Raw genomic sequence first — 24,238 nt, forward strand, 5'->3', positions numbered from 1 at the left:
CTCAGGAACCTCGAATGCAAGCTCATGATATGCCGGCGCAGGCCGCTCTGCGCATCGACGGTGCGCGTCTCTGGAACAGTCTGATGGATCTCGCGCGCATCGGCGCGACGGAGAAGGGCGGCGTGTGCCGTCTTGCATTGACGCAACTCGACAAGCAAGGCCGCGATCTTTTTATCGCGTGGGCAAAGGAAATCGGCTGCACCGTGCGCGTGGATGCGATCGGCAACATCTTCGCGCGCCGTGCGGGCACGCGTGACGATCTTCCGCCTGTGATGACGGGCAGCCATATCGATACGCAACCGACGGGCGGCAAGTTCGATGGCAACTATGGCGTGCTGGCGGGCCTCGAAGTGTTGCGCACGCTGAATGACAATAACGTGCGTACGGTTGCGCCGCTCGAAGTTGCCGTCTGGACTAACGAGGAAGGCTCGCGCTTCGTGCCGGTGATGATGGGTTCCGGTGTATTCGCGGGCGCGTTCACGCTGGATCATGCACTCGCGCAGAAGGATCGCGACGGCGTGTTCGTGCGGGACGCGCTGGCATCGATAGGTTATGCGGGAGATCGCGTCGAGGCGCATGACGTGGGTGCGTATTTCGAAGCGCACATTGAGCAGGGTCCGGTGCTGGAGGCGAAGGACAAGGTGATCGGCGTCGTGCAAGGCGCGCTCGGTCAACGCTGGTACGACGTGACGATCGAAGGCATGGAAGCGCACGCGGGTCCGACGCCGATGGAACTGCGCCGCGACGCCTTGCTCGTCGCGGCAGATCTCATTCGCGCCGTCAATCGCATCGCAATCGATCATGCGCCGCATGGACGCGGAACGGTCGGCTGGGTCGACGTGCATCCGAACTCGCGCAATGTCATTCCGGGGCGCGTCAAGCTGACCGTTGATCTGCGCGCGCCAGACGACGCGACGCTTCTCGCAATGGACCGTGCAATGCGCGACGCATGCGAGCAAGCGGATCTGCCGGTCAAGGTAGACGAAGTTGTCTACTTCGCGCCGCAACCGTTCGACGCATCGCTGGTTGCGTCGGTGCGCGAGAGCGCCGATGCGCTCGGCTTCACGTCGATGGATGTTGTGAGCGGCGCGGGTCATGACGCCGTCTATCTCGCACGCGTGGCGCCGGCAGCGATGATCTTCGTGCCGTGCAAGGACGGCATCAGCCACAACGAGATCGAGGATGCGCGCGCCGATCATCTCGAAGCAGGCTGCAATGTGCTTCTGCAAGCGATGCTGCGCGCAGCCAACGCGTCCGAAGGAGACGCAGCATGAAGATACTCATCGCCCGCATGAACCACGAGACCAACACGTTCTCGCCCGTTGCGACGCCGCTCGAAGCATTCGGGCGCGACGGTCCGTGTCATGGCGCCGAAGCGTATAACGAGAATGCCGGCATGCGTACGGCGATGTCCGCATTCATCGATGCTGCGAAGCGCGAACATGCGGACATCGTGACGCCGATATCCGCTTCGGCAAATCCGAGCGGTCGCGTCGCTGCTGCCGCTTATGACGCGATCTGCCAGTCGATCGTCGATGCAACAGAAGGCTGCGATGCCGTGATGCTCGACCTCCACGGCGCGATGGTCGCGGAGAATTCGCCCGATGGCGAAGGCGATTTGCTGGAACGCGTGCGACGCGCGCTGCCACATGCGCCTATTGCCGTATCGCTCGATCTGCATGCGAACGTCACGCAGAAGATGATCGACAACGCGGACGTGATCACGAGCTTCAAGACCTATCCTCACGTCGATATGTACGAGAGCGGTGAGCATGCGGCGCGACTGCTGCTCGATCTGATTCATGACAAGGCGAAGCCCGTGATCGCTTGGGCGCAGCCGCCGCTGCTAACGCATACGCTGAGGAGTTCGACAGCGGACGGTGCAATGAAACGTGCAGTCGATGCCGCGCGCGCAGCCGAAGCTGAAGATGGCGTGCTGGCCGTGTCGGTGCTATCCGGTTTCTCGTTGGCGGATATCGCCGCCCCTTGCATCAGCGTGGTCGTGGTGGCGGATGGCGAGCGCGCGAAGGCGCAGAGCGTGGCGGACCGCATCGCGCGGCAAATCTGGAACGAGCGTGACGCGTTCGTTTATCGGAGCGTGCCGCTCGCGCAATCGATCAGCGAGGGCGCTGCGCTCGCACGCGAAACGGACAAGCCCGTACTGCTGCTCGACCACGGCGACAACTGCATGTCGGGCGGAACGTGCGACACGACCGACGCATTCGAAGAAGCGTTGAAGCAAGGACTCGATGGCATCGTCGTCGGACCTTTATGCGATCCCGAAGCTGTCGCGCAACTCTTCGCAGCCGGCGAGGGCGCAACGGTCACGATCGGCGTCGGCAACAAGCTAGCGAGCGTGGCGTCGCGAGCAAAGCCGCCGCTCGAGGTTACCGGCATAGTGCGGGCGTTGACCGATGGCGAATACATCATCAGCGGACCGACGTATACGGGGCAGCGCGCGTTCATGGGCCGCGCGGCCGTGATCGAGACCGCCGCGGCGCGCATCCTTGTAACGGAACGCACGCACGAGCCGTGGGACCTGGGCGTGTTCGAGAGTGTCGGCATCGATCCACGCGGCGCGCGCTTTCTGATTCTCAAGTCGCGCATGTATTGCCGCCCCGTCTTCGTGCCGATATCGGGTGGCCTCGTCGAATGCGATAGCCGCGGCGTCACGAGTTCGGACTATGGACTCTTCGCATTCGAGAACCTGAAGCGGCCCGTCTATCCGCTGGATCCGAACGTCGAATATTGATCGAACAGAAGAGCGGCGCGCCTTTCACTTCACGAGGCGCAGCCGCTTCGTAATGATCGTGCCTTCCTTGCGATCGATGAGCCACGCTGCATCGACATGGCCCATCAATATCGATGTTCTGCGCGTGATATCCGTGGGTTCTTCATCGGTGGGCGCGTTATGCTCGATGTCGTCCGTCAGGTAGGGTGGCGCGAGCGTGCAGATGAGCACGATCGCGAAGTCATCGCTGCCATGCGCGCGGTCGAAGTTCGGAAGCACGATGCTGCCTCTGACCGTGGTTCTCGCGCTGCCTTCCTGCTTCAGTTCAATGCTGTCGAAGGTCTGAACGAAACCCTTTTCCTTCGCTTCGGGCGCAACAACGAGCTTGCGGCCGCTTTGCCCCTTCACCGTTTCCTTCAGCAGGATGGCATCCGGATCGTGAGACGCCGCCAGGGAGACGTTCACCGTCAGCACTTTCTTCTTCGACAGATAGCGCACGCCGTATGAAACCGGAATGACGAACGTGAACCTGCGATCTGTCTGCGCGCCGGGTTGGCTCGCGGCATGCTGCGCCTTGGTGAAGGGCCGCGAAAGAAACGCCCCTACGCGGCCGGTGATCGATGCAGGCTGTCCCGGTGCTGAATGACCTGCCAGCGCATCGCGGACGTGTTCCGGATCGTCGCCGGTAAAGTTCGGTGCAAGCGCGTCGGCCGACATGATGCCTTGAGCATTGGCGCCGCTCGCTATGTCGGCAGCGCTCGCTGCACGGCCAGGCTGCGGCGCGGCCGCCAGAGCGGATACGGATACCCACGACAGCGCGCATGCGATGCACAGAGCAGAGCTACGTCCACGTTTCAATAAATACACCTGCCACTCCTGGCGCGTCAGGGCCGCTCATGATGGAAGTGGCTATCTTAAAACGAAGCGGACTGTTCGGCATTTTGCGTGCGTGATAATGAATTCAATCCAACCGCACATATTCGTCGATCGCCGTGAGCGCGCCGTTCGCGAGCCTTGTCGCGGCGCGCAGAAGCGCTTCCCGGAGAACCGGATTGCGTGCCAGCGATGCGGGGAAAACATCGCTTGCGCCGACGAGCGCATCGACGAGGCCTGCCGGCGTGGTCGCATCCTCCGCCGCTTTCGTGAGACGTTCGGCCAGCGGATCGCTGATCGCGTAACGGGTGCCGTCGTCCGCTCGTCCGCGCAGAAACGTGAACCATGCCGCCACCGCAAGCGCGAGCCGTTCGAACGGCTGACCCGCGTCGAGCCTTGCCTGAATGGTCGACAAAATTCGCGGCGGCATCTTCTGGCTACCGTCCATCGCAATCTGGCTGCAACGGTGTTTCAGCGCGGGATTCGCGTAGCGGTCGAGGAGCGCGTCGCGATATGCGGCGAGATCGAACGATGCCGGTACCGCGAGCGTCGGCGCTATCTCGCGCGTCATCATCGCGTGGATCAGTGACTTCAGCGGCGGGTGGCCGACGGCGTCGCTGATCGTGTCGAAACCGGCGAGCATGGACAGATACGCGAGCGTCGAGTGTGTCGCGTTGAGCATGCGCAGTTTCGCGATCTCGAAGGGCGCGACGTCGTCGACAAGTTGCGCGCCTGCCGTTTCCCACGCAGGACGCCCGGCGGGGAAGCGATCTTCGATGACCCATTGCCTGAACGGCTCGCACGGCACGGGCACTTCATCGCCCACGCCCAGCGCCGCTTGGGCGGCTTCGCGATCCGCGTCGGTCGTGGCGGGGACGATGCGATCGACCATCGTCGACGGAAACGCGACGCGCGTCTCGATCCACGTCGCGAGCGCCGGGTCCAGCCTGCGTGCGAACGAACACACCGCCTGACGCAATGCATCGCCGTTGTGCGAGAGGTTGTCGCAGGAAAGCACGGTGAAGGGCGTGGCGTCCGCGTCGCGTCGCGCTCGCAACGCGGCGCAGAGTATGCCCGGCACGGTGGACGGCTCGTCCGGATGCGCGAGATCGTGCGCGACGCCCGCGTGCGCAAAGTCGGCATCGCCGGTTCGCGGATCGCGACAGTAGCCTTTTTCCGTAACCGTCAGCGACACGATGCGGACGCGTTCGTCGGCGAAAAGCTCGACGAGACGTGCGCGATCGAAGGGCATCGCCAGCACTTCGCGCAATGCACGCACGACCGTCACGCGCACGCCGTCCGGCCCGCGTTCCACGACGCTGTAGAGGCCGTCCTGTGCCATCAACGCATCGCGCTTGGTGACGTCGCCCTGCAGCGTGACGCCGCAAATGCCCCAATCGCCCGGCTCGGCGAGCATCGCCTCTTCGGTATAGAGCGCTTCATGCGCGCGATGAAAGTTGCCGATGCCCAGATGCACGATGCCGATAGCTGGCTCGTGCCACTCGCGCGACAGGCAATGGCCTTCGAGTGCATTGAGCGATGTACGGGAGAGCATTGGTTTCTCAGGCATTTTCGATGGCATTTTGAATTAGGAATGGGGAAAACCCGTTATTGACGTCGTAACATACTGGTATGGTAGTATCCGCCACATCGAATGCCCATTCAAGGAAATACCTATGAAGATCATCCGCGCCGACGTGATCGTGACTTGCCCCGGCCGCAACTTCGTCACGCTGAAAGTGGAAACGGACGAGGGCATCTACGGTATCGGCGATGCGACGCTCAATGGCCGCGAACTCGCTGTCGCGTCGTATCTGAAGGATCACGTATGTCCGCTGTTGATCGGGCGCGAAGCGGGCCGCATCGAAGACACGTGGCAGTTTCTCTACAAGGGCGCGTACTGGCGACGCGGCCCCGTCACGATGACCGCAATCGCCGCCGTCGACATGGCGCTCTGGGACATCCTCGGCAAGGCCGCGAACATGCCGCTCTACAAGCTGCTCGGCGGTGCGTCGCGCGACGGCGTGATGGTCTACGGACACGCAACCGGCCGCGACATCCCCGAAGCGCTCGACCGCTACGCGGAGCATATCGAAGAGGGCTACAGGGCGATTCGCATCCAGTGCGGCGTGCCGAACATGCGTTCGGTTTATGGCGTCGCGAAGGGCGACGGCATGTATGAGCCGGCGACGAAGGGTGCGGTCGAGGAGCAGAGCTGGTCCTCCGAAAAGTACCTGGATTTCGTGCCGAAACTCTTTGAAGCCGTGCGCGACAAGTTCGGTTTCGACACGCATCTGCTGCACGATGTGCATCACCGGCTTACGCCGATCGAAGCGGCGCGGTTCGGCAAATCGGTCGAGCCGTATCGCCTGTTCTGGATGGAGGATCCGACGCCCGCCGAGAATCAGGCCGGCTTCCGTCTGATCCGCGAGCACACCGTGACCCCGATTGCGGTGGGCGAGGTGTTCAACAGCATCTGGGACTGCAAGCAGCTGATCGAAGAGCAACTGATCGACTACATCCGCGCGACGCTCACGCATGCGGGCGGCATCACGCATCTGAAGCGCATCGCCGATTTCGCATCGCTGTATCAGGTCCGCACGGGCTGCCACGGTCCTTCGGATCTGTCGCCGGTCTGCATGGGCGCAGCGCTGCACTTCGACTTGTGGGTGCCCAACTTCGGCGTGCAGGAGTACATGGGCTTTCCGAAGGAAGCGCTCGATGTGTTCCCGCATGCATGGTCGTTCGATCGCGGGATGATGCACCCGGGCGAAGCGCCGGGGCACGGTGTAGACATCGACGAAAAGCTCGCCGCAAGGTATCCGTACGATCCGGCGTACTTGCCGGTGGCGCGCCTCGAAGACGGCACGCTCTGGAACTGGTAATCGCGTTTGGTTTAAGGCATTCAAAACACAAGATACCGGAGACAGACATGGCACACAGGGAAACCAGCGCGATGCTGCGCCGGGTGGCAGCGGCATCGACCATCGGCACGGCGGCGGAGTATTACGACTTCTTCGTGTACGGCACGGCAGCGGTGCTCGTGTTCGGCGCAAAATTCTTTCCGAGCCACGATCCGCTGATCGGCACGTTGGCCGCGTTCGCCACGTATGCGGTCGGGTTCGTCGCGCGGCCTGTCGGCGGTATCGTGTTCGGGCATTTCGGCGACAAGATCGGCCGCAAGAAAGCGCTGATTGTCACCATTCTGATCGTGGGTCTGGGCACGTTCGCCATCGGCTTGTTGCCGGATTACTCGCAGATCGGCATCTGGGCGCCGGCGGCGCTTGTGCTGATCCGCGTGCTGCAAGGCTTCGGCGTCGGCGGCGAGCAGGCCGGCGCGGTCTTGCTCACCGCCGAATATGCGCCGCCGCGCGAACGCGGCTTCTTCGCGAGCCTCGTCCAGCTCGGCGCGCCCGCGGGCTTTCTGATCCCATCGGGCATCTTCGCCGTTCTGACCGCGATGCTCACGCACGAACAACTGATGGACTGGGGCTGGCGTCTGCCATTTCTCGGCAGCATCGTGCTTGTCGTCGTCGGGCTCTATATTCGACTGCGCACCGAGGAATCGCCGGTGTTCGCGGCGATCCGCGAGACCAAGGCGGTCGAATCGCGGCCCGTCGTGGAAGTGGTGAAGCAGCAGGGCGCGACCATCGTGAAGGGTGTCGGCGCGAAGCTGATCGAGGCTTGCACGTTCGCGATGTACACGATGATCGTGCTCGCCTACGGCCGCGCGCACGGCATCGCGGACTCGCTGCTCCTGCAGACGATCATCGTCGCGGTCGTGCTCGAACTGATTGCGATCCCGCTCGCGGGCGCACTGTCGGATCGCATCGGTCGGCGCGCGACATTCATCGCGGGCGCAGTGCTGCATGTGCTGCTCGTCATGCCGCTCTTTCACGCTATCGATAGCGGCAGCCGCCTCGCGATCCAGACCGTGATGATTCTCGCGATCACCGTCGGCCACAGCCTTTGTTATGCACCGCAAGCATCGCTCTTTCCCGAGCTCTTTCCGGCACGCGTGCGATGCAGCGGCATTGCGCTCATCTGGCAGATCGGTTCGCTGATCGGCAGCGGCGTGCTAGGTCTCGTCGCGGTGAAGCTGATTCAGGCGACGGGCGGAAGCTCGATCGGTCTCATCGTGTACGTTGCCGCGCTCGGCATCGTCTCGACGATCTCGCTTCTGCTTCTGCCCGAGACCGCGCCGGCGCGCGTCGGCCGTGATCTGCACGACTGGGGCGCGCCGCAACACGATGCCGCGATCGCCGGATCGAACGCAGAACCGGCGCTCGCCGCCCGCCGTTGATTGCATGCAAAACGCTTTATACAAAGTGCAAACCGCAGATTCCAGGACACAGATCATGCTCGCAGCCGTTCTACACGAACCGAAGAACCTCGTCATCGACGAGATCGACACGCCCGAACCAGAACCCGGACAGGTGCAGATTCGCGTGCGCGCGGGCGGCATCTGCGGGTCGGATCTTTCGTATTACTTCAAGGGCAAGAGCGGCGACTTCGCCGTGCGCGAGCCGTTCGTGCTCGGTCACGAAGTCGCGGGCGAGATTGCCGCGCTGGGCGAGGGCGTGACGGGCCTTGCAGTCGGCCAGCGGGTCGCGGTGAATCCGGGCCTGAATTGCGGAACGTGCCGCTTTTGCGTGAAAGGCATGCCGAACCATTGCCTGAAGATGCGCTTCATGGGCAGCGCGTCGACGTTCCCGCATATGCAGGGCATGTTCCGGCAATACATCACGGCAGCCGCGCGGCAATGCGTTCCGGTGCCGGATACACTCGATTTCGCGCAGGCGTCGATGGCCGAGCCGCTTGCTGTCGCGCTGCACGCGTTGAAGCTCGCCGGCCCGCTCGTCGGCGCGAAGATGCTGCTCGTGGGTTGCGGGCCGATCGGCTGCATCGTGTTGGCCGCCGCGCGGCGCGCGGGCGCGCATCGCATCGTCGCGCTCGATCTTGCTGACAAGGCGCTCGCGATGGCGGCGTCGCTCGGCGCCGACGAGACCGTGCTCGCGAACGATCAGGCGCGCATCGATGCCTGGTCGCGCGAACGCGGCACCTTCGACGTCGTGATCGAGGCATCGGGCAGCCCCGCCGGTCTCGACACCGCGTTGCGCTCGGTGCGTGCGGGCGGCACGGTGATCCAGCTCGGAAATCTGCCGGCTGGTCAGTCGCCGGTCGCGGCGAACCTCGTGATGGCGAAAGAGCTGCGTTATCAGGGCTCGTTCCGCTTCACCGATGAATACGCGATCGCCGCGGATGAAATCGCCTCGCAGCGCATCGACCTTCGTCTGCTGATGACGCACGCATTTCCGCTCGCCGAAGCGAATCGTGCATTCGAAGTCGCGCTGGATCGCTCTCAATCGATGAAGGTGCATCTCCAGTTCGACTGACGGGCGCCACTTGGCATCGGCATTCAAAATTCATCATTCATGAAACCGCCGGACCGGAAGGCCACAAGAAGCGGTGCATCGGAGACTCGACATGATCAAAAGTCAGCGGTGGTTCGTCGTCGGCCTGCTGTTCCTCGCGGGCGTCGTCAACTATCTCGACCGCGCGGCGCTTTCCATCGCCGCTCCGCTCATCCAGAAAGACCTGCATTTCACGCATGCACAGATGGGCATCGTGTTCAGCAGCTTTTTCATCGGGTATGCATTATTCAATTTTGTCGGCGGCGTGCTGTCGGACAGGATCGGCGCGAAGAAAGTCTTCGGCGGCGCAATGGGTATCTGGTCGCTGTTTTGCGGTGCGACTGCGCTGGCGAGCAGTCTCGTGTCGCTGATCGTGCTTCGCGTGCTCTTCGGCATGGGAGAGGGACCGTTCAGCTCGTCGAACAGCAAGATGGTGAACAACTGGTTTCCGCGTCGTGAAGTGGCGAGCGCGATCGGGGTCATCAGTTCGGGGACGCCGCTGGGCGGCGCGCTCGCCGGCCCGGTCGTCGGTTACATGGCGATCCAGTTCGGCTGGCGCTGGGCGTTCGTCATCATCATGATGATCGGCTTCGCGTGGCTCGTGCTTTGGGCGCTTTCGACGACCGAGCATCCGCAACAGAACAAGCGCGTCACGCAGGCCGAACTCGATCTGATCGTCGCGGGCCAGCAGGACGCCGCGTCGATGGAGCACGGCACGCACGGCAAGCAGGCGAATCTCGGCTTTTATCTGCGTCAGCCGATCATCCTCGCCACGGCATTCGCGTTTTTTGCATACAACTACGTGCTGTTCTTCTTTCTCTCGTGGTTCCCGACGTATCTGACCGAAGCGCATCACATGTCGCTGCGCGACATGAGCTTTGCGACGGTGATTCCGTGGCTGCTCGGCAGCATCGGGCTCGCGGCGGGCGGCTTCATCACCGATGCGATTCTGCGTATCACAGGCAAGCCGCTCATGTCGCGCCGCATCGTGCTGACCGTGTGCCTCGGCATGGCGGCGCTGTGCGTCGCGTTCGCGGGGCGTGTGGAGAGCACGCAGGGCGCGGTGGCGTTGATGTCCGTGACGATCTTCTTCCTCTATGTAACCGGGTCCGTGTACTGGGCCGTGATTCAGGACACGGTGCGGCGCGAAAACGTCGGCGGCGTGGGCGGTTTCGTGCATCTGCTCGCGAATCTCGCGGGCGTGATCGGACCGGCGGTGACGGGCTTCATCGTCGAGGCGACGCACGGCGCGTATGGCAGCGCCTTCGTTCTGGCGGGCGCGATCGCGGTGCTCGGCGCGCTGTGTTCGCTCGTATGGATTCGCGAGCCGAAAGCGCGCGCGAAGCGTGAAAGCGCGGCGAGTGCTGCGTGATAGTATCGGGAAGCGAGGCGCGCGAACGTGGCTCGCTTTCTCCTCATTAGCGTTCAGGTTCAATCATGCAAGACGGTATCGTGTCGAATGGCTCGGCTGCAGTGCGGCGTGCGCGCGTACGCAGGCCGCTCGCATCGCAGAAGTTCGAATTGCCCGATCTGACTTCGGCGATATCGCACGACTCGCATGAGCCCATCGGCAAGCAGATTTTTCGGGCGCTGCGTCAGGCGATCTTCGCGGGACAACTCGTGCCCGGCACGCCGCTTTCCGAAAAGGAAGTCGCGGAGATGTTCCAGGTTTCGCGGCAGCCGGTGCGCGAGACCTTCATCAAGCTCGTCGAGGCGGGCGTGCTGCAAGTGTTGCCTCAGCGCGGCACCTTCGTGAAAAAAATCTCGCCGCGTCAGGTGCGCGAAGGGCGTTTCATTCGCGAGGCGATCGAAACGGCGGTCGCGCGCAAGGCCGCGGTCGCCATCACCGATTCGCAACTCGACGATCTCGCCGCGAATCTTCGCGAGCAGAAGAGCGCATCGAAAGTGAACGACACCACTGCCTTTCTCGCACTCGATGAACAGTTCCACATGCAGATCGCGCAATCGATCGACTGCGTCGCTGCATGGGACACGATCCAGGACATCAAGGCGCAGATGGATCGCGTGCGTTATCTGAGCTTGCCGGATGTATCGCCGCTCGATCTGCTCATCAAGCAGCATGCGCGCATCGTTAGCGCGTTGAAGGCGCATGATCCCGATGGCGCCGAGGAAGCGATGCGCGCGCATCTGCGCGAGATTCTGGTGTCGTTGCATCCGATCGCGGAACGCAATCCCGATTGGTTCGAGCCCGACGAGCCGGAGCGGGTGGCCTTGGGAAGCTGATTGAAAGGACAGCGCTATACTGACCATCCTTTCACCGCATGCCGATCCGCGGGCCCATTCCGCGGCGCACGTCCAAAATTGGCTGAACACAACTTAGAAAAACTCAAGATCGACCGGGGTCCGTCTGCCGCGATGCCGCGGCGCCGGCGCAACTGGCTTCGTTACGCCATCATCGTTGCGATTCTGCTCGCGCTCATCGGCGTGGCGTTTCGTCTCACCGGCCCGCAGGCCGTCGAAACCGCCACGGTCACGTCGGTGTATCCGTCGCAGAGCTATACGCTTCTGAACGCCACGGGCTATGTCGTGCCGCAACGCAAGGCCGCAGTCGCATCGAAAGGACAAGGGCGCGTCGAATGGCTCGGCGTGCTCGAAGGCACGCCGGTGAAGGAAGGGCAGATCATCGCGCGGCTGGAGAGCAATGACGTGGCTGCGTCGCTCGCGCAGGCCCAGGCGCAGGTCAAGGTCGCGCGGGCGAATCTCGAGCTGCAGCGCGCCGAACTGAAGAACGCGGAAGTCGATCTCAAGCGCTACAAGATCCTCGCACCGCAAGGCGCGATTCCGGCGACACAGTACGATGCCGCGCTCGCCCGCTTCGACAAGGCCAAGGCGTCGATCAACAGCGACGAAGCCGCGATCGTCTCCGCGCAAGCCAACGCGCAGGCAGCGCAAGTAGCCGTCGATCAAACCGTGATTCGCGCGCCCTTCGACGGCGTCGTGATCGAGAAGCACGCGAATGTCGGCGACAACATCACGCCGTTCTCATCGGCGTCGGACAGCAAGGGCGCGGTTGTCACCATCGCTGACATGAAGACGCTCGAAGTCGAAGCCGATGTCGCCGAGTCGAACATCGCGCGCATCGCTGTCGATCAGCCGTGCGAGATTCAACTCGATGCGCTGCCCGACGCGCGCTTTGCGGGCCGCGTGTCGCGCATCGTGCCGACGGTCGATCGATCCAAAGCCACCGTGCTCGTGAAAGTGCGTTTCGTCGAACGCGATTCGCGCGTGCTGCCCGATATGTCCGCGAAAGTCGCGTTCCTGTCGAAGCCGGTGCCGCCCGAGGAGAAGAAGGCGGTTGTCGCCGTGCAGCCATCGGCGGTCGTCACGCGTGATGGCAGGAAAGTGGTCTACGTGGTCGATCACGACGCCGCGCGCGAAGTGCCGGTGACGACGGGCGAGCGCATCGGCGATCTGCTGGCCGTGCAGGGCGTGAAGCCCGGCGACGTGCTCGTGCTCGCGCCCGGCGACAAGATCAAGAACGGCGCCAAAGTCACGCTGGCGAAGAAATAACGTGAGCACGACGCCTCTCGTTCAGATCAGCCACGTCGCGAAGTCGTATCGGCGCGGTGTGCAGACCGTGCCGGTGCTCACCGACATCACGTTGTCCATCGCGGAAGGCAATTTCGTCGCGTTGATGGGGCCGTCCGGTTCGGGCAAGAGCACGCTGCTCAACCTGATCGCGGGCATCGACCGGCCCGATAGCGGCGAGTTGCTCGTCGGCGGACTCGATATCACGCGCCTGCCCGAAGCCGCGCTTGCCGACTGGCGCGCGGCGAACGTCGGCTTCATCTTCCAGTTCTATAACCTGATGCCGGTGCTGTCCGCGTTCGAGAACGTCGAGTTGCCGCTGATGCTCACGCGCCTCACGCGCCACGAGCGCAAGGAACGCGTCGCGATGGTGCTCGACATGGTCAACATGGCCGATCGCATGAGTCACTATCCGTCGGAGCTGTCGGGCGGGCAGCAGCAGCGCGTCGCGATCGCGCGTGCGCTGATCACGGACCCGAAGCTGATCGTCGCCGACGAACCGACCGGCGATCTCGACCGCAGCTCCGCCGCCGATGTCCTCGCGATGCTGCAACGTCTCAACGACAAGCTCGGCAAGACCATCATCATGGTGACGCATGACGCGCACGCGGCCGGCGCGGCGAAGGCGCTCGTGCATCTGGAGAAAGGCGAGCTGATCGATGGAACCGTGGGCTAAGCCATCATGTTCGTGTTCAAGCTGATCCTGCGCAACGCGATGCGGCACAAGCTGCGCACCACGCTGACGGTGCTCGGGCTGACCATCGCGGTGCTCGCATATGGTCTTTTGCATACCGTCGTCGATGCGTGGTATGCAGGCGCCGCGGCTGCATCGAACGCGCGGCTCGTCACGCGCAATGCAATCTCGCTCGTGTTTCCGTTGCCGCTCGCCTATGAGAACCGCATACGCGGCGTCGAGGGCGTGACGCTCGTTGCGCGCTCGAACTGGTTCGGCGGCGTGTATCGCGATCCGAAGAACTTCTTCGCGCAGTTCGCCGTGTCCGACAACTATCTCGATCTCTATCCCGAGTTCATCGTGCCCGAGCAGCAACGCGCCGATTATCGACGCGATCGCAAAGGCGCGCTCATCGGCCGGCAGCTCGCGGATCAATACGGCTTCAAGGTCGGCGACGTCATTCCGCTCAAGGGCACGATCTATCCGGGAACATGGGACTTCGTCGTGCGCGGCATCATGGAAGGGCGCGACGAATCGACCATTACGCGGCAACTGATTTTTCACTACGACTATCTGAACGAGACGATCCGCAAGACGACCAAGCGCAATGTCGATCAGGTCGGCGTGTACGTGGTCGGCATCAAGGATCCGGACGAAGCGGCTGTCGTGTCGCGCAAGATCGACAATGTCTTCAAGAACTCGCTCGCCGAAACGCTGACGGAAACGGAGCAGGCGTTTCAGCTCGGCTTCGTCGCAATGTCGAATCAGATCATCGCGGCGATACGCGTCGTGTCATATGTAGTGATCCTGATCATCATGGCGGTGATGGCGAACGCGATGGCAATGAGCGCGCGCGAGCGCATCACCGAATACGCGACATTGAAGGCGCTCGGCTTCGGCTCCGCATTTCTATCGGTGCTCGTGTTCGGCGAATCGATGGCAATCTGCGCGATCGGCGGTGGCATCGGCATCCTGGCGACGCCGCCGATGGCCGAAGTCTTCAAGCACGCCACAGGCGGCGTGTTCCCGGTCTTCATGGTGTCGCACGAGACGATGCTTCTGCAGGCGGCATGCGCGTTCGCCGTCGCGATGGCAGCGGCGATCGTGCCGGCGGTGCAGGCGAGCCGCGTGCGCATCGTCGAAGGCCTGCGGGCGATCGGCTGAGGACGCGCGATGGCCATTCCCGTTTCCTACGTCGCACGCAATCTCTGGGCGCGCCGTCTCACGACGATGCTGACGGCAGGCGGTCTCGCGCTCGTGGTGTTCGTGTTCGCGACCGTGCTGATGCTCGACGCGGGACTGAAGAAAACGCTCGTATCGACGGGCGAAGCGGACAACGTCGTCGTGATCCGAAAGGGCGCGGAGACGGAGATACAAAGCGCGATCGACCGCAATCAGGCGAACGTGATGGAGATGCATCCGTCGGTCGCGATGAACGGCGACGGCGAGCCGCTCGCATCGAAGGAAACCGTCGTGCTGATCTCGCTCACCAAGCTCGGCACCAACACGCCCGCCAACGTCGTGATTCGCGGCGTCTCGCCGATGGGCGTGCAATTGCGTCCGCAAGTGAAGCTCACGGCGGGGCGCATGTTCAGGCGCGGCTCGTCGGAGATCATCGTGGGCAGCAGCATCGCGAAGGGGTTCGGCGGCACGCGCATCGGCGACTCGCTGCGTTTCGCGCAGCGCGACTGGACCGTGGTCGGCCATTTCGATGCGGGCGGCAGCGGCTTCGATTCGGAAATATGGGGCGACGTCGATCAGTTGATGCAATCGTTCCGGCGCACGAGTTATTCGTCGATGGTCGTGCGGCTCGCCCGCAGCGATGCATTCGAGCGCTTTCGCGGCGATATCGACGTGGACCCGCGCCTCGCCGACGAAGCGAAGCGCGAACAGGTGTTCTACGGCGATCAGTCGAAGGCGCTGTCGACGTTCATCAATATCCTCGGCTTCACGCTGTCGATCATCTTTTCGATCGCGGCGATGATCGGGGCGATGATCACGATGTACGCGTCGGTGGCCAATCGTGTCGCGGAGATCGGAACGTTGCGCGCGCTCGGCTTCAAGCGCTTCGACGTGCTCGGGGCGTTCCTGCTCGAAGCGTTGTTGCTCGGGCTGGTCGGCGGCGTGGCCGGACTTTCGTGCGCCGCGCTGATGCAGTTCGCTTCGTTTTCCACGACCAATTTTCAGACCTTCGCGGACTTGTCGTTCCGCTTTATCCTGACGCCTTCGGTGATCGCAAAGACACTCGGGTTCTCGCTCGCGATGGGACTCGTCGGCGGATTCCTGCCGGCGATGCGGGCGTCGCGGATGAATATCGTGGACGCGCTGCGCGCGCGATGATCCCGTTTCGTCGAACGGTCGCTCCGAAAGTATTCAATATTCAACATGCATTGTGCGGCGTAGAGTCGAGATCACCCGAACTCGATCTCGAAGGAGTTTCATCATGCCGCTCGTCAGAATCTCGCTCATGAAAGGCAAGCCGCGCGAGCATATCCGCGCGATCTCGAACGGCGTGCACGAAGCGCTCGTCGAAGCGTTCAAGGTCCCCGCCGACGACCGCTTTCAATTGATCGACGAACACGAGCGCGACCACTTCATTTACGATCCCGGTTATCTCGGTGTCGAACGCAGCGACGACGTCGTGTTCATCCACATCACCGCGAGCGACTGGCGCGACACGGCGACGAAGAAAGCGTTCTACAAGACACTGGTGGCGAAGCTCGCGGCATCGCCCGGACTGCGGCCCGACGACGTGATGATCGCGCTCGCGCCGAATCGCCGCGAAGACTGGTCGTTCGGACGCGGACTCGCGCAGTACGTGGAGGACGCGGCCTGACCGAAAACCGCAAAGGAGCCGTATCCACGATGAACCCGACGACCCTGAAAGGCGCGTGTCACTGCGGCGCGATCACCTTCGAAGTCGAAACTTCGCCGGAACCCGCCGCGCGCTGCAATTGCAGTTTCTGCCGAAGGCGCGGCGCGGTCATGTCGCCGCCCTTTGTCAAAGAGAAGTTGCACATCCTGTCGGGCGAGGACGAACTCACGCTTTATCAATTCAACACGCAGGTCGCGAAGCATTACTTTTGCAAGCGCTGTGGAATTTACACGTTCCATCAAACGCGTTCGAATCCTGCTGAATGGCGCGTGAACCTCGGCTGTGTCGATGGCGTGGATGCGTATTCGCTCGATGCACCCGTCAAGGACGGCGCGAGCAGTTCGGTAGTGGGGCGCGCATAGCAGCGTCGCCATGTGAGTGAAGGGTGCCGGGAACGCGGCGTGCTACAACCCGGCACCCACAAGCCGTTCGCGTTCGATGTTCAAGGCGCAACCGCGTTTCCGAGAACGGCGTTCGATAACAACACTCACATGGAGCGCCGTCATGGCACACAAGCCTTCCAACGAACCCGACGCGGTACGCCGGCGTCTGCTTGCCGCGTTCGCCAGCACGGCGATGCTGTCGGCCTGCGGTGGCGGCGGCAGCGACGATGACTCGGGCACCGTCACGCCGACGAGTCCTATCGGCACGATTCCGTCCGATCGCGCGAATCTGCCGCGTCCGGCGTTGCCCGCGCCGGAGACTTCGGGCATCGATCACATCGTGCTCGTGACGATGGAAAACCGCTCCTTCGATCACATGCTCGGCTGGGTGCCGGGCGCGGAGGGCGTGCAGGCGGGCAAGCAGTTCACCGATGCGTTCGGCACGGTGCAATCGACATTCGCGCTGTCCGCCAACGCTGCGTTTGGTTATCAAGGCTGCCAGTTTGCCGATCCCGATCACGCCTACGACGCAGGCCGCACGCATCTCGCGAACGGCGCGATGAACGGCTTCCTGCTCACGCCGGATACGAACAAGACGCGCGGCGATCTGCTGCCGATCGGTTACTTCACCGGCAGCGATCTCGAGTTCTATCGACAGGCGGCGACGCAATACACCGTCTGCGATTACTACATGAGCGGCATTCTCGCCGACACGTTTCCGAACCGCGTCTATCTGCATAGCGGCGAAACGGATCGCTTGAGCGATACGCTCGATACATCGTCGCTATCGACGATCTGGGACCGGCTCGATGCGAAGAACGTGTCGTCGAAGTATTACTTTCATGACGTGCCGTTCACGGCGCTTTACGGCACGCGTTACGTCGGCCGCTCGAAGCTCTTTTCCGATTTCCTGTCCGATGCGGCGGGCGGCAATCTGCCGTCGTTCTGCATGGTCGATCCGAGCTTTGCCGGCGAGGCGAACGGCACGTCCAACGACGATCATCCTCATGCCGATGTCCGCAACGGCCAGGTCCTGCTCGCGCAAATCTACGAAGCGCTGCGCACGAGCCCGAACTGGAGCAAGACGCTCATGATCGTCGTCTACGACGAGTGGGGCGGATTCTTCGAGCATGTCGCGCCGCCGGTCAAGTCGCTGTCGGAGGCGGAACAGAAGCTCGGCAACGACGGCCGCTTGGGGTTTCGTGTGCCATGCGTATTGCTCGGACCGCGCGTGCGCGCGAACAACGTGGCGCGCTATCCGTTCGATCCGAGTTCGATCCATCAACTGCTTGCCTGGCGCTTCGGGCTCGATCCGCTGGGCGTGCGCGCGAGCGATCCGACCACGTTCAACATGGCTTACGCGCTCGATCTGAGCGATGCGCCACGCACCGATGCGCCCGCGATTACGGTGGCGCAAGGGCCGTTCGGACTCGAATGCTCGAACACGGCGTCGACAGGATCGGGTCTCGAGACCATCGACAAGTCGCGGACGGCGAAAGCAGCGGAGGGCGCATCGCAGACGCCGACGCCCGGCGGGCGCTTCGCCGACTTGCGCGCCAAGGCAACTGCGCTGGGATTCCCTTCTTCGTGATTTCCTGATCGACGCGCTATGCACCGCGCGCGAAGTCGAGCGTCATGAGGACCGAATCGTGATACGTGCCGTCGATCTTCAGCGCACGCGGCTCGCGCGCGTATTCGACGAATCCCGCCGCGCGATACAGCCTCATTGCAGCGAGATTCTCCGGCGCGACTTCGAGCTTGATTTCGTCGACGACGCCCCGCGCGTACGCAAGCACGGCATCGACGAGCGCAGCGGCAAGTCCCGTGCCGCGCGCACTCTCGCGCACGTACATGCCCCAGAGAACGCCTTTGTGCCGGAGCTTTGCGCCCGTCGGCACGAGCAGCCCGGCTACCCCGGCTAACCTGCCATCGCGGCCGTCGCCACCGAACACCGCGTGATCCGCGATGCGCGCGCCGAACCAGTCGGGCGTCTGCATGCGCTCGTCGTCATACGAAGCGCCGAACGACGTTGGATAACGCTGCAGGCCTTCGAGACGAATATCGCGGAACGCTTGTGCGTCGGCGGGCGTCAGGCGTCTGATCGGCGGGATGATGGCATTCTGCATAACGCATGCAATGAACAAATGGGGGGACATCCATGATAGCCGGGCGCCTCACATCTCCTCTTCGCAGACGGACGAATCGGAAATAAATCCTTAGCCCATGCGCCGATCGAATGTCTTCAGGTAATTGTCACCATCGGGTAATCATAAAGACGACGCCCTTGTTGCCACCGGTGCGCTTTACAAAGCAGGGCGAATCCAATATTTCTGAAGGCGGCTTCACGAACCAACGAAAAGGGAACACGGCCATGACCCGTCTGATTCGAACGTTCGCTTTCCTCTTCGCGCTGGCATTGCTCTCCACGTCGCTCGCGCTTGCCTGCACGCGCACGCTCTATGTCGGCGACAAGGGCCTCGTCATCACCGGCCGTTCGATGGACTGGTCCGAGGACATGCGTTCGAATCTCTGGGTGATGCCCGCGGGCATCGAACGCGATGGCAACGCGGGGCCGCGCTCGATCAAATGGAAATCGAAGTACGGCAGCGTGGTGGTGTCGGGTTATGAAATTGGCACGGTGGACGGCATGAACGAGCGCGGGCTCGTCGCCAATGCGCTCTATCTCGCGGAGACCGATTACGGCAAGCCCGACCCGAAGCGCGATCCGATGTCTATCAGTCTGTGGGCGCAATATGCGCTCGATAACTTCGCGACCGTCGGGCAAGCCGTGTATGTGATGTCGCGCGAACCGTTCCAGATCATCGCGCCGCCCCTGCCCAACGGCAAGCCGCTGACGATCCATCTTTCTCTTTCCGATGCGCGCGGCGACTCTGCGATCTTCGAGTACATCAACGGCAAGCTCATCATTCGTCAAGGCAAGAAGTACAAGGTGATGACCAACTCGCCGATCTACGATGAACAGCTTGCTATCGATACTTACTGGAGAAGCGTCGGCGGCATGGGCTTCTTGCCGGGCACGAATCGCGCGGCGGACCGCTTCGTGCGCGCGTCGTTTCTGCTCGATGCGATTCCGAAGCAGGCCGATGCGAATTACATGGCGGGCGTGCCGCAGCAGTCGTACGCGTTCCAGGCCGTCGCGAGCGTGATGAGTCTCATGCGTTCGGTGAGCGTGCCGCTCGGCATCAGCACGCCGGAGCAGCCGAATCTGTCGTCGACGATATGGCGCACGGTCTCGGATCAGCAGAACCTGATCTATTACTTCGACTCAGCGACGCGGCCCGATACGTTCTGGGTGTCGCTCAAGAAGCTCAACCTGAATCCAGGCGCGCCGGTGATGAAGCTGACGATCGATTCGGGACAGGTCTTCTCCGGCGAGACGGCGGGCAGCTTCGTCGCGACGCAGCCTTTCGCGTTCATGCCCGCGAAGGCGCCATGAGCCAGCATTTGCCTCGACGTTGTCGCGGCTCCGCACGAAACGGGGCATCGATTTCGCCCGCGCAGGTAAAATAGTGTCCTTTTGCCCCCGGTGATCCTGTGCAAGGCATGAAGCGCACGGCATTCAGCGGCCCGGCGCTCGTTCGCCTGCTGGCACATTTTGCCGATCTCGACGTTCACGAACCCGCTCAATCGCTCGCGGACCGCCTGAGCCAATGGCTCGGCTGGACCGATGCGATTGCGCTGTCCACTGCGCTCGCATCCGATCCGCCCGCCGCGTCGGGCGCGCGATCCGTTGCGCGCGAGGTGGAAGAAGAGTGCGCGCGCGTGCGCAACTCGCTCGCAGGCGCATTCGCACGCGAGGAAGCGGCCGCGCGCCGCAGGAATCGTACGCCGGTGAAGCCGTCGTCCGACGATGCGCCCATCGACCACGCGGACTTTCGTCAGCGCTATGTGTCCTTGCAGCAAGCGATGGAATCCGACATCGGTGCGCTGCGCACGCGTCTGCGAGCGACGCTCGCGACGAAATCGCCGGACATGGCGCGTCTCGCCGTCGTCGATGCCGTGATGGAACAGGCGTTGAGCGCGCGCGAACGCAGTCTGCTCGGCAACGTGCCCGCGCTGCTCGGCAAGCATTTCGAGCGTCTGAAGCGCGCTCAAGCCGCTGTCGAGACATCGGCGCCGAATGCATGGCTCGACGTGTTTCGCAAGGATCTGCAGAGCGTGCTGCTCGCCGAACTGGATGTTCGTTTTCAACCGATCGAAGGCTTGCTCGCGGCTCTTCGGCCCCGCTAACTGGCTCGCTATGCCCCGAAATCTTTTGAACATCGCTGTATTTTCGATTGGCCTCGCCGCGGTGCTCGGCATCGGCATTGCATACGTCACGTCGAATGCGATCGCGTTCGCCGTCACGCTCGTGATCGCCGCATGCTATCTCGCGGGCGCGGCGGAATTGCGCCGCTATCAACAGATCACCGGCTCGCTCGAACAGGCCGTCGCACAACTCTCGACCGCGCCGCGCAGCCTCGCCGTGTGGCTCGACAGCCTCGATCCGAGCCTGCGCAATGCGGTGCGTCTGCGTGTCGAAGGCGAGCGCGCGCCGTTGCCCGGTCCGGTGCTCGCGCCGTATCTCGTCGGTCTGCTCGTGTTGCTCGGCATGCTCGGTACGCTGCTCGGCATGGTCGCGACCTTGCGCGGCACCGGCACGGCGCTGCAAAGCGCATCCGATCTGACGGCGATCCGCGCATCGCTTTCCGCGCCCGTGACTGGGCTGGGCTTCGCGTTCGGCACGTCGATCGCGGGTGTCGCGACATCCGCGATGCTCGGCCTGCTGTCGGCGCTGTGCCGTCGCGAGCGTCTTCATGTCACGCAGCAACTCGACGTGAAGATCGCGACGACACTTCGCGTCTTCACGCAGGCGCATCAACGCGACGAAACGTTCAAGCTGCTGCAGCTTCAGACCGAACTGATGCCGAAGCTCGTCGATCGTCTTCAGTCGATGACGATCGCAATCGAACAGCAAAGCCTCGCCGCGAGCGAGCGTCAGATCGCGAGTCAGGATGCGTTTCATGCGAAAGCGGAGACGTCGTATCGGCGGCTCGCAACATCGGTCGAACTGTCGTTGAAGCAAAGCGTTGCCGATAGCGCGCGCGCCGCGAGCGCCGCGTTGCAGCCCGTCATGCAGGCGACGATGGATGGCATCGCGCGCGAAGTCACCGCGTTGCACGGCAATGTCGAGCAGGCGGTGGCGCGTCAACTGGAAGGCTTGTCGAGCGGCTTCGAGGCATCGTCGGCGAAGGTCGCGGACATCTGGAACGCATCGCTCGCGAAGCACGCGCAGTCGAACGCAACGCTCGTCGGCGAGATGAGCGCGTCGCTCGATCGCTTCGCGCAAGCATTCGAGCAACGTTCGACGCATCTCGTCGACGGCGTGTCCGCGCAAATGGATCGCGTGTCGGGCGCGCTGGCGTCGTCGGTTGCGAAGCACGAGCAATCGCGCGATGCGCTCGTCGCACGCATGGATGCATCGCTGGAACGCTTCGCACAGACTTTCGATACGCGTTCGTCCGGCTTGATCGACGATGTGTCCGCGCGCCTCGAAACCGCGACGGGCAACATGTCGCAAGCGTGGACCGATGCGCTCGCACAGCACGCGCGCGCGAGCGAGCAGGCAGCCGCGCAGAACCAGAACGCGTTGACGACCGCGGCGGCCAGCTTCGAGCAACATGCAGCGGCGCTCGTGCAATCGGTCGATCGTTCGCATGCGGATTTACGCGCCGAACTCGCGCAAAGCGGGGAAGAGCGCCTCGCCACATGGAGCAGCGCGCTCGACTCGATGACCGGCTCGTTGCGCGAGCAATGGCAGCAAACGAGCGACGTCGCGGCGAATCGTCAGAAGGACATCTGCGATGCCCTCGCGCAAACCGCGCGCGACATGTCCGCGCAATCGCAGACACACGCGAGCGCGACCATCGCGGAGATCGAGCGGCTCGTGCAGGCCGCATCGGAAGCACCGAAGGCAGCCGCCGAAGTCGTCGCCGAAATGCGTCAGAAGCTGTCCGATTCGATGGTCCGCGATACCGCGATGCTCGATGAACGCAGCCGCTTGCTCGCCACCGTCGAGACATTGCTCGGCGCGGTGAACCTCGCATCGAACGAGCAACGCGCCGCGATCGATGCGCTCGTCGACACATCGGCGACGCTGCTCGAACGCGTCGGCGCGCAGTTCACCGGCACGGTCGAAGCCGAGGCCGGCAAACTCGTTTCGATGGCCGCGCAAGTGACGACGAGCGCCGTCGAAATGGCGAGCCTCTCGGATGCGTTCGGCGCGGCCGTGCAGTCTTTCGGCGAATCGAACGACAAGCTCGTCGCGCATCTCGAACGCATCGAGAGCGCGCTCGACAAATCGCTTGCGCGCAGCGATGAACAGCTCGCGTATTACGTTGCGCAGGCGAAGGAAGTGATCGACCTGAGCATGATGTCGCAGAAGCAGATCGTCGAGGACTTGCAGCATATCGCCGGGCAACGCGTGGCCGGAGCGCGCGCGGCATGAACGAGGAAATCGACGGCGGCGCGGAACACGCCGCGCCGATCTGGGCCGCGTTCGCCGATCTGATGTCGGTGCTGCTGGGCGCGTTCGTGCTGATACTCGTCGGCGTGATCGGCGTGCAGTTGCAGCTGGAGAACAAGCTCGACGAAGAGGTGAAGCATCGTCAGGAAGAGACGCAGCGCCGCAAGACGCTGGAACAGGCGCTCGCGGGACCGCTCGCATCGGGACGCGTGACGCTCGTGAACGGTCGCATCGGCATCAGCGGCAGCGTGCTTTTCGCGCTCAATTCCGATCAATTGCAGCCGCAGGGCCGCGATGTGCTGAAGAGTCTCGCAGCGCCGCTTTCGACGTATCTGCGTGCGCATGAAGAGATTCTCATGGTGAGCGGTTTCGCCGACGATCAGCAAGTCCACGAAGGTAACCGCCGATTCGCGGACAACTGGGAGCTTTCAGCGAAACGCGCACTGACGGTCATGCGCGCGTTGATCGATGCGGGCGTGCCTTCGTCGTCGGTGTTCGCGGCGGCGTTCGGCTCGGAACAGCCGGTGAGTTCCAATGCCGATGAAAGCGGGCGCGCGAAGAATCGTCGCGTGGAGATTTCAGCTGTGCCGCGTTCGTCGGATGGCGCGGTGAAGGCGCATGAGTAACGTGGCCTCTGCACGCGCGATACTCGAAGCATGGCGCGCGAATGGCGACGATCGCGCGAATCCCGTGCGCTTCCATCTGATCGATGCGCTGGACAAGCGCGCGGCCGCGTATGAAGGCGAGGCGCGTCGCCTGCTCGATGAACGTGTCGCGCAATTGCTCGATGCGTATCGAAGTGATATGGAACGTGCTGCATCTTCGGATGCACCGATAAGCGATGCCGATGTGCGCGGTCCGCTGGCAACGCTGATCGCTGACATCGCCAAAGCATCTTCGATGCATGGAACATCTCATGCGGAGTTGCTCGATTACTTTCGCGCGGTATGGTCGAAAGTCAGTGCGGAAAAGCAGTTGCGCGATTCGCTCGCACAGGTGCCCCGAAACGCAGGACCGCTCAATTCGAGCAGTCTCGTGCATCGTTCGTTGTCGCTGATGCGCGAAGTATCGCCGGGTTATCTCCAGCAATTTCTTGCCTACGTCGATGCGCTTTCGTGGATGGAAGAGTTGAATGGGCCGACTGTGACCGTCGCGAAAGAAGCGTCGGGTGCGAAGAAGGGCGGACGCAAGAAGAAGTGATGAAGCGCCGCGCG

Annotated in this window: 22 protein-coding genes; 19 read left to right on the top strand and 3 right to left on the bottom strand. The window is 63.0% G+C overall.

The genetic code is table 11. The annotated features are described in order from the left end of the window. Window positions 1–14: 14 nt before the first annotated feature. On the top strand, window positions 15–1,274 hold the full coding sequence (locus QCE58_RS19710) for a Zn-dependent hydrolase (protein ID WP_250521872.1): 1,260 nt from the start codon (window positions 15–17) through the stop codon (window positions 1,272–1,274). Then, window positions 1,271–2,752 (top strand): M81 family metallopeptidase, encoded by a 1,482-nt coding sequence (locus QCE58_RS19715; RefSeq protein WP_250521873.1) that lies wholly within the window; start codon window positions 1,271–1,273, stop codon window positions 2,750–2,752. The genes QCE58_RS19710 and QCE58_RS19715 overlap by 4 nt, the downstream gene beginning before the upstream one ends. Before the next feature lie 24 nt (window positions 2,753–2,776). Here QCE58_RS19715 and QCE58_RS19720 read toward each other — a convergent pair whose 3' ends face one another. After that, window positions 2,777–3,448 carry a hypothetical protein gene (locus QCE58_RS19720; protein WP_250521874.1) on the bottom strand — a complete coding sequence of 224 codons (672 nt, stop codon included), beginning with the start codon at window positions 3,446–3,448 and terminating at the stop codon, window positions 2,777–2,779. A gap of 244 nt (window positions 3,449–3,692) precedes the next feature. Then, window positions 3,693–5,159 (bottom strand): mannitol dehydrogenase family protein, encoded by a 1,467-nt coding sequence (locus QCE58_RS19725; protein WP_250457242.1) that lies wholly within the window; start codon window positions 5,157–5,159, stop codon window positions 3,693–3,695. A 121-nt stretch (window positions 5,160–5,280) separates the two neighbouring features. Between QCE58_RS19725 and manD the strand changes: the two genes are divergently transcribed. The 12 genes from manD to QCE58_RS19785 all read left to right on the top strand — a co-directional run bounded on the left by manD (window position 5,281) and on the right by QCE58_RS19785 (window position 18,089). Beyond that, on the top strand, window positions 5,281–6,489 hold the full coding sequence (manD, locus tag QCE58_RS19730; RefSeq protein ID WP_008347871.1) for a D-mannonate dehydratase ManD: 1,209 nt from the start codon (window positions 5,281–5,283) through the stop codon (window positions 6,487–6,489). A gap of 47 nt (window positions 6,490–6,536) precedes the next feature. Beyond that, window positions 6,537–7,907, top strand: coding sequence for an MFS transporter (locus tag QCE58_RS19735; protein WP_250521875.1), 1,371 nt, complete (start codon window positions 6,537–6,539; stop codon window positions 7,905–7,907). Window positions 7,908–7,962: 55 nt separating this feature from the next. Then, window positions 7,963–9,000, top strand: a complete 1,038-nt coding sequence (locus QCE58_RS19740; protein ID WP_250521876.1) for an L-idonate 5-dehydrogenase — start codon at window positions 7,963–7,965, stop codon at window positions 8,998–9,000. 91 nt (window positions 9,001–9,091) lie between these two features. Beyond that, window positions 9,092–10,390, top strand: a complete 1,299-nt coding sequence (locus QCE58_RS19745; protein WP_008347877.1) for an MFS transporter — start codon at window positions 9,092–9,094, stop codon at window positions 10,388–10,390. A 65-nt stretch (window positions 10,391–10,455) separates the two neighbouring features. Beyond that, window positions 10,456–11,262, top strand: a complete 807-nt coding sequence (locus tag QCE58_RS19750; protein ID WP_008347879.1) for a GntR family transcriptional regulator — start codon at window positions 10,456–10,458, stop codon at window positions 11,260–11,262. Between the two features lie 132 nt (window positions 11,263–11,394). After that, window positions 11,395–12,549 (top strand): efflux RND transporter periplasmic adaptor subunit, encoded by a 1,155-nt coding sequence (locus tag QCE58_RS19755; protein ID WP_008347880.1) that lies wholly within the window; start codon window positions 11,395–11,397, stop codon window positions 12,547–12,549. A 1-nt stretch (window position 12,550) separates the two neighbouring features. Then, on the top strand, window positions 12,551–13,243 hold the full coding sequence (locus QCE58_RS19760) for an ABC transporter ATP-binding protein (protein WP_008347883.1): 693 nt from the start codon (window positions 12,551–12,553) through the stop codon (window positions 13,241–13,243). 6 nt (window positions 13,244–13,249) lie between these two features. Next, complete coding sequence (locus QCE58_RS19765; protein ID WP_008347884.1) at window positions 13,250–14,404, top strand: ABC transporter permease; 1,155 nt, start codon at window positions 13,250–13,252, stop codon at window positions 14,402–14,404. 9 nt (window positions 14,405–14,413) lie between these two features. After that, complete coding sequence (locus tag QCE58_RS19770; RefSeq protein WP_250521877.1) at window positions 14,414–15,580, top strand: ABC transporter permease; 1,167 nt, start codon at window positions 14,414–14,416, stop codon at window positions 15,578–15,580. Window positions 15,581–15,683: 103 nt separating this feature from the next. Next, window positions 15,684–16,076: a tautomerase family protein gene (locus QCE58_RS19775; protein WP_008347888.1), complete on the top strand. Its 393-nt coding sequence runs from the start codon at window positions 15,684–15,686 to the stop codon at window positions 16,074–16,076. 29 nt (window positions 16,077–16,105) lie between these two features. Continuing rightward, window positions 16,106–16,477 carry a GFA family protein gene (locus tag QCE58_RS19780; RefSeq protein WP_250521878.1) on the top strand — a complete coding sequence of 124 codons (372 nt, stop codon included), beginning with the start codon at window positions 16,106–16,108 and terminating at the stop codon, window positions 16,475–16,477. 142 nt (window positions 16,478–16,619) lie between these two features. Next, on the top strand, window positions 16,620–18,089 hold the full coding sequence (locus QCE58_RS19785; RefSeq protein ID WP_008347891.1) for an alkaline phosphatase family protein: 1,470 nt from the start codon (window positions 16,620–16,622) through the stop codon (window positions 18,087–18,089). A gap of 16 nt (window positions 18,090–18,105) precedes the next feature. Here the strand turns inward: QCE58_RS19785 and QCE58_RS19790 are convergent, their stop codons facing one another. Continuing rightward, window positions 18,106–18,624 (bottom strand): GNAT family N-acetyltransferase, encoded by a 519-nt coding sequence (locus tag QCE58_RS19790; RefSeq protein ID WP_250521879.1) that lies wholly within the window; start codon window positions 18,622–18,624, stop codon window positions 18,106–18,108. Window positions 18,625–18,869: 245 nt separating this feature from the next. Here QCE58_RS19790 and QCE58_RS19795 point away from each other — a divergent pair, with 245 nt between their 5' ends. The 5 genes from QCE58_RS19795 to QCE58_RS19815 all read left to right on the top strand — a co-directional run bounded on the left by QCE58_RS19795 (window position 18,870) and on the right by QCE58_RS19815 (window position 24,224). Then, entirely contained in the window at window positions 18,870–19,955 is a 1,086-nt protein-coding gene (locus QCE58_RS19795) for a linear amide C-N hydrolase (protein WP_250521880.1), read from the top strand. A 107-nt stretch (window positions 19,956–20,062) separates the two neighbouring features. After that, the gene (locus tag QCE58_RS19800) at window positions 20,063–20,749 is read left to right on the top strand and encodes a DUF3348 domain-containing protein (RefSeq protein ID WP_250521881.1); all 687 of its coding nucleotides are present in this window, start codon (window positions 20,063–20,065) and stop codon (window positions 20,747–20,749) included. 10 nt (window positions 20,750–20,759) lie between these two features. Continuing rightward, window positions 20,760–23,006, top strand: a complete 2,247-nt coding sequence (locus QCE58_RS19805) for a DUF802 domain-containing protein (protein ID WP_250521882.1) — start codon at window positions 20,760–20,762, stop codon at window positions 23,004–23,006. Continuing rightward, window positions 23,003–23,650 (top strand): OmpA family protein, encoded by a 648-nt coding sequence (locus tag QCE58_RS19810; protein ID WP_008347904.1) that lies wholly within the window; start codon window positions 23,003–23,005, stop codon window positions 23,648–23,650. Before QCE58_RS19805 ends, QCE58_RS19810 begins: the two co-directional genes overlap by 4 nt. After that, window positions 23,643–24,224 (top strand): DUF2894 domain-containing protein, encoded by a 582-nt coding sequence (locus QCE58_RS19815; RefSeq protein WP_250436471.1) that lies wholly within the window; start codon window positions 23,643–23,645, stop codon window positions 24,222–24,224. Before QCE58_RS19810 ends, QCE58_RS19815 begins: the two co-directional genes overlap by 8 nt. The last annotated feature ends 14 nt before the right edge of the window (window positions 24,225–24,238 follow it).

The sequence above is a fragment of the Caballeronia sp. LZ028 genome, assembly GCF_031451415.1.
GTDB lineage: Bacteria > Pseudomonadota > Gammaproteobacteria > Burkholderiales > Burkholderiaceae > Caballeronia > Caballeronia zhejiangensis.

Coding starts and splice junctions, on each gene's coding strand:
- QCE58_RS19710 (WP_250521872.1), top strand. CDS start 15: ATGCAAGCTCATGATATGCCGGCGCAGGCCGCTCTGCGCATCGACGGT.
- QCE58_RS19715 (WP_250521873.1), top strand. CDS start 1,271: ATGAAGATACTCATCGCCCGCATGAACCACGAGACCAACACGTTCTCG.
- QCE58_RS19720 (WP_250521874.1), bottom strand. CDS start 3,448: ATGTCGGCCGACGCGCTTGCACCGAACTTTACCGGCGACGATCCGGAA.
- QCE58_RS19725 (WP_250457242.1), bottom strand. CDS start 5,159: ATGCTCTCCCGTACATCGCTCAATGCACTCGAAGGCCATTGCCTGTCG.
- manD (WP_008347871.1), top strand. CDS start 5,281: ATGAAGATCATCCGCGCCGACGTGATCGTGACTTGCCCCGGCCGCAAC.
- QCE58_RS19735 (WP_250521875.1), top strand. CDS start 6,537: ATGGCACACAGGGAAACCAGCGCGATGCTGCGCCGGGTGGCAGCGGCA.
- QCE58_RS19740 (WP_250521876.1), top strand. CDS start 7,963: ATGCTCGCAGCCGTTCTACACGAACCGAAGAACCTCGTCATCGACGAG.
- QCE58_RS19745 (WP_008347877.1), top strand. CDS start 9,092: ATGATCAAAAGTCAGCGGTGGTTCGTCGTCGGCCTGCTGTTCCTCGCG.
- QCE58_RS19750 (WP_008347879.1), top strand. CDS start 10,456: ATGCAAGACGGTATCGTGTCGAATGGCTCGGCTGCAGTGCGGCGTGCG.
- QCE58_RS19755 (WP_008347880.1), top strand. CDS start 11,395: ATGCCGCGGCGCCGGCGCAACTGGCTTCGTTACGCCATCATCGTTGCG.
- QCE58_RS19765 (WP_008347884.1), top strand. CDS start 13,250: ATGTTCGTGTTCAAGCTGATCCTGCGCAACGCGATGCGGCACAAGCTG.
- QCE58_RS19770 (WP_250521877.1), top strand. CDS start 14,414: ATGGCCATTCCCGTTTCCTACGTCGCACGCAATCTCTGGGCGCGCCGT.
- QCE58_RS19775 (WP_008347888.1), top strand. CDS start 15,684: ATGCCGCTCGTCAGAATCTCGCTCATGAAAGGCAAGCCGCGCGAGCAT.
- QCE58_RS19780 (WP_250521878.1), top strand. CDS start 16,106: ATGAACCCGACGACCCTGAAAGGCGCGTGTCACTGCGGCGCGATCACC.
- QCE58_RS19785 (WP_008347891.1), top strand. CDS start 16,620: ATGGCACACAAGCCTTCCAACGAACCCGACGCGGTACGCCGGCGTCTG.
- QCE58_RS19790 (WP_250521879.1), bottom strand. CDS start 18,624: ATGCAGAATGCCATCATCCCGCCGATCAGACGCCTGACGCCCGCCGAC.
- QCE58_RS19795 (WP_250521880.1), top strand. CDS start 18,870: ATGACCCGTCTGATTCGAACGTTCGCTTTCCTCTTCGCGCTGGCATTG.
- QCE58_RS19800 (WP_250521881.1), top strand. CDS start 20,063: ATGAAGCGCACGGCATTCAGCGGCCCGGCGCTCGTTCGCCTGCTGGCA.
- QCE58_RS19805 (WP_250521882.1), top strand. CDS start 20,760: ATGCCCCGAAATCTTTTGAACATCGCTGTATTTTCGATTGGCCTCGCC.
- QCE58_RS19810 (WP_008347904.1), top strand. CDS start 23,003: ATGAACGAGGAAATCGACGGCGGCGCGGAACACGCCGCGCCGATCTGG.
- QCE58_RS19815 (WP_250436471.1), top strand. CDS start 23,643: ATGAGTAACGTGGCCTCTGCACGCGCGATACTCGAAGCATGGCGCGCG.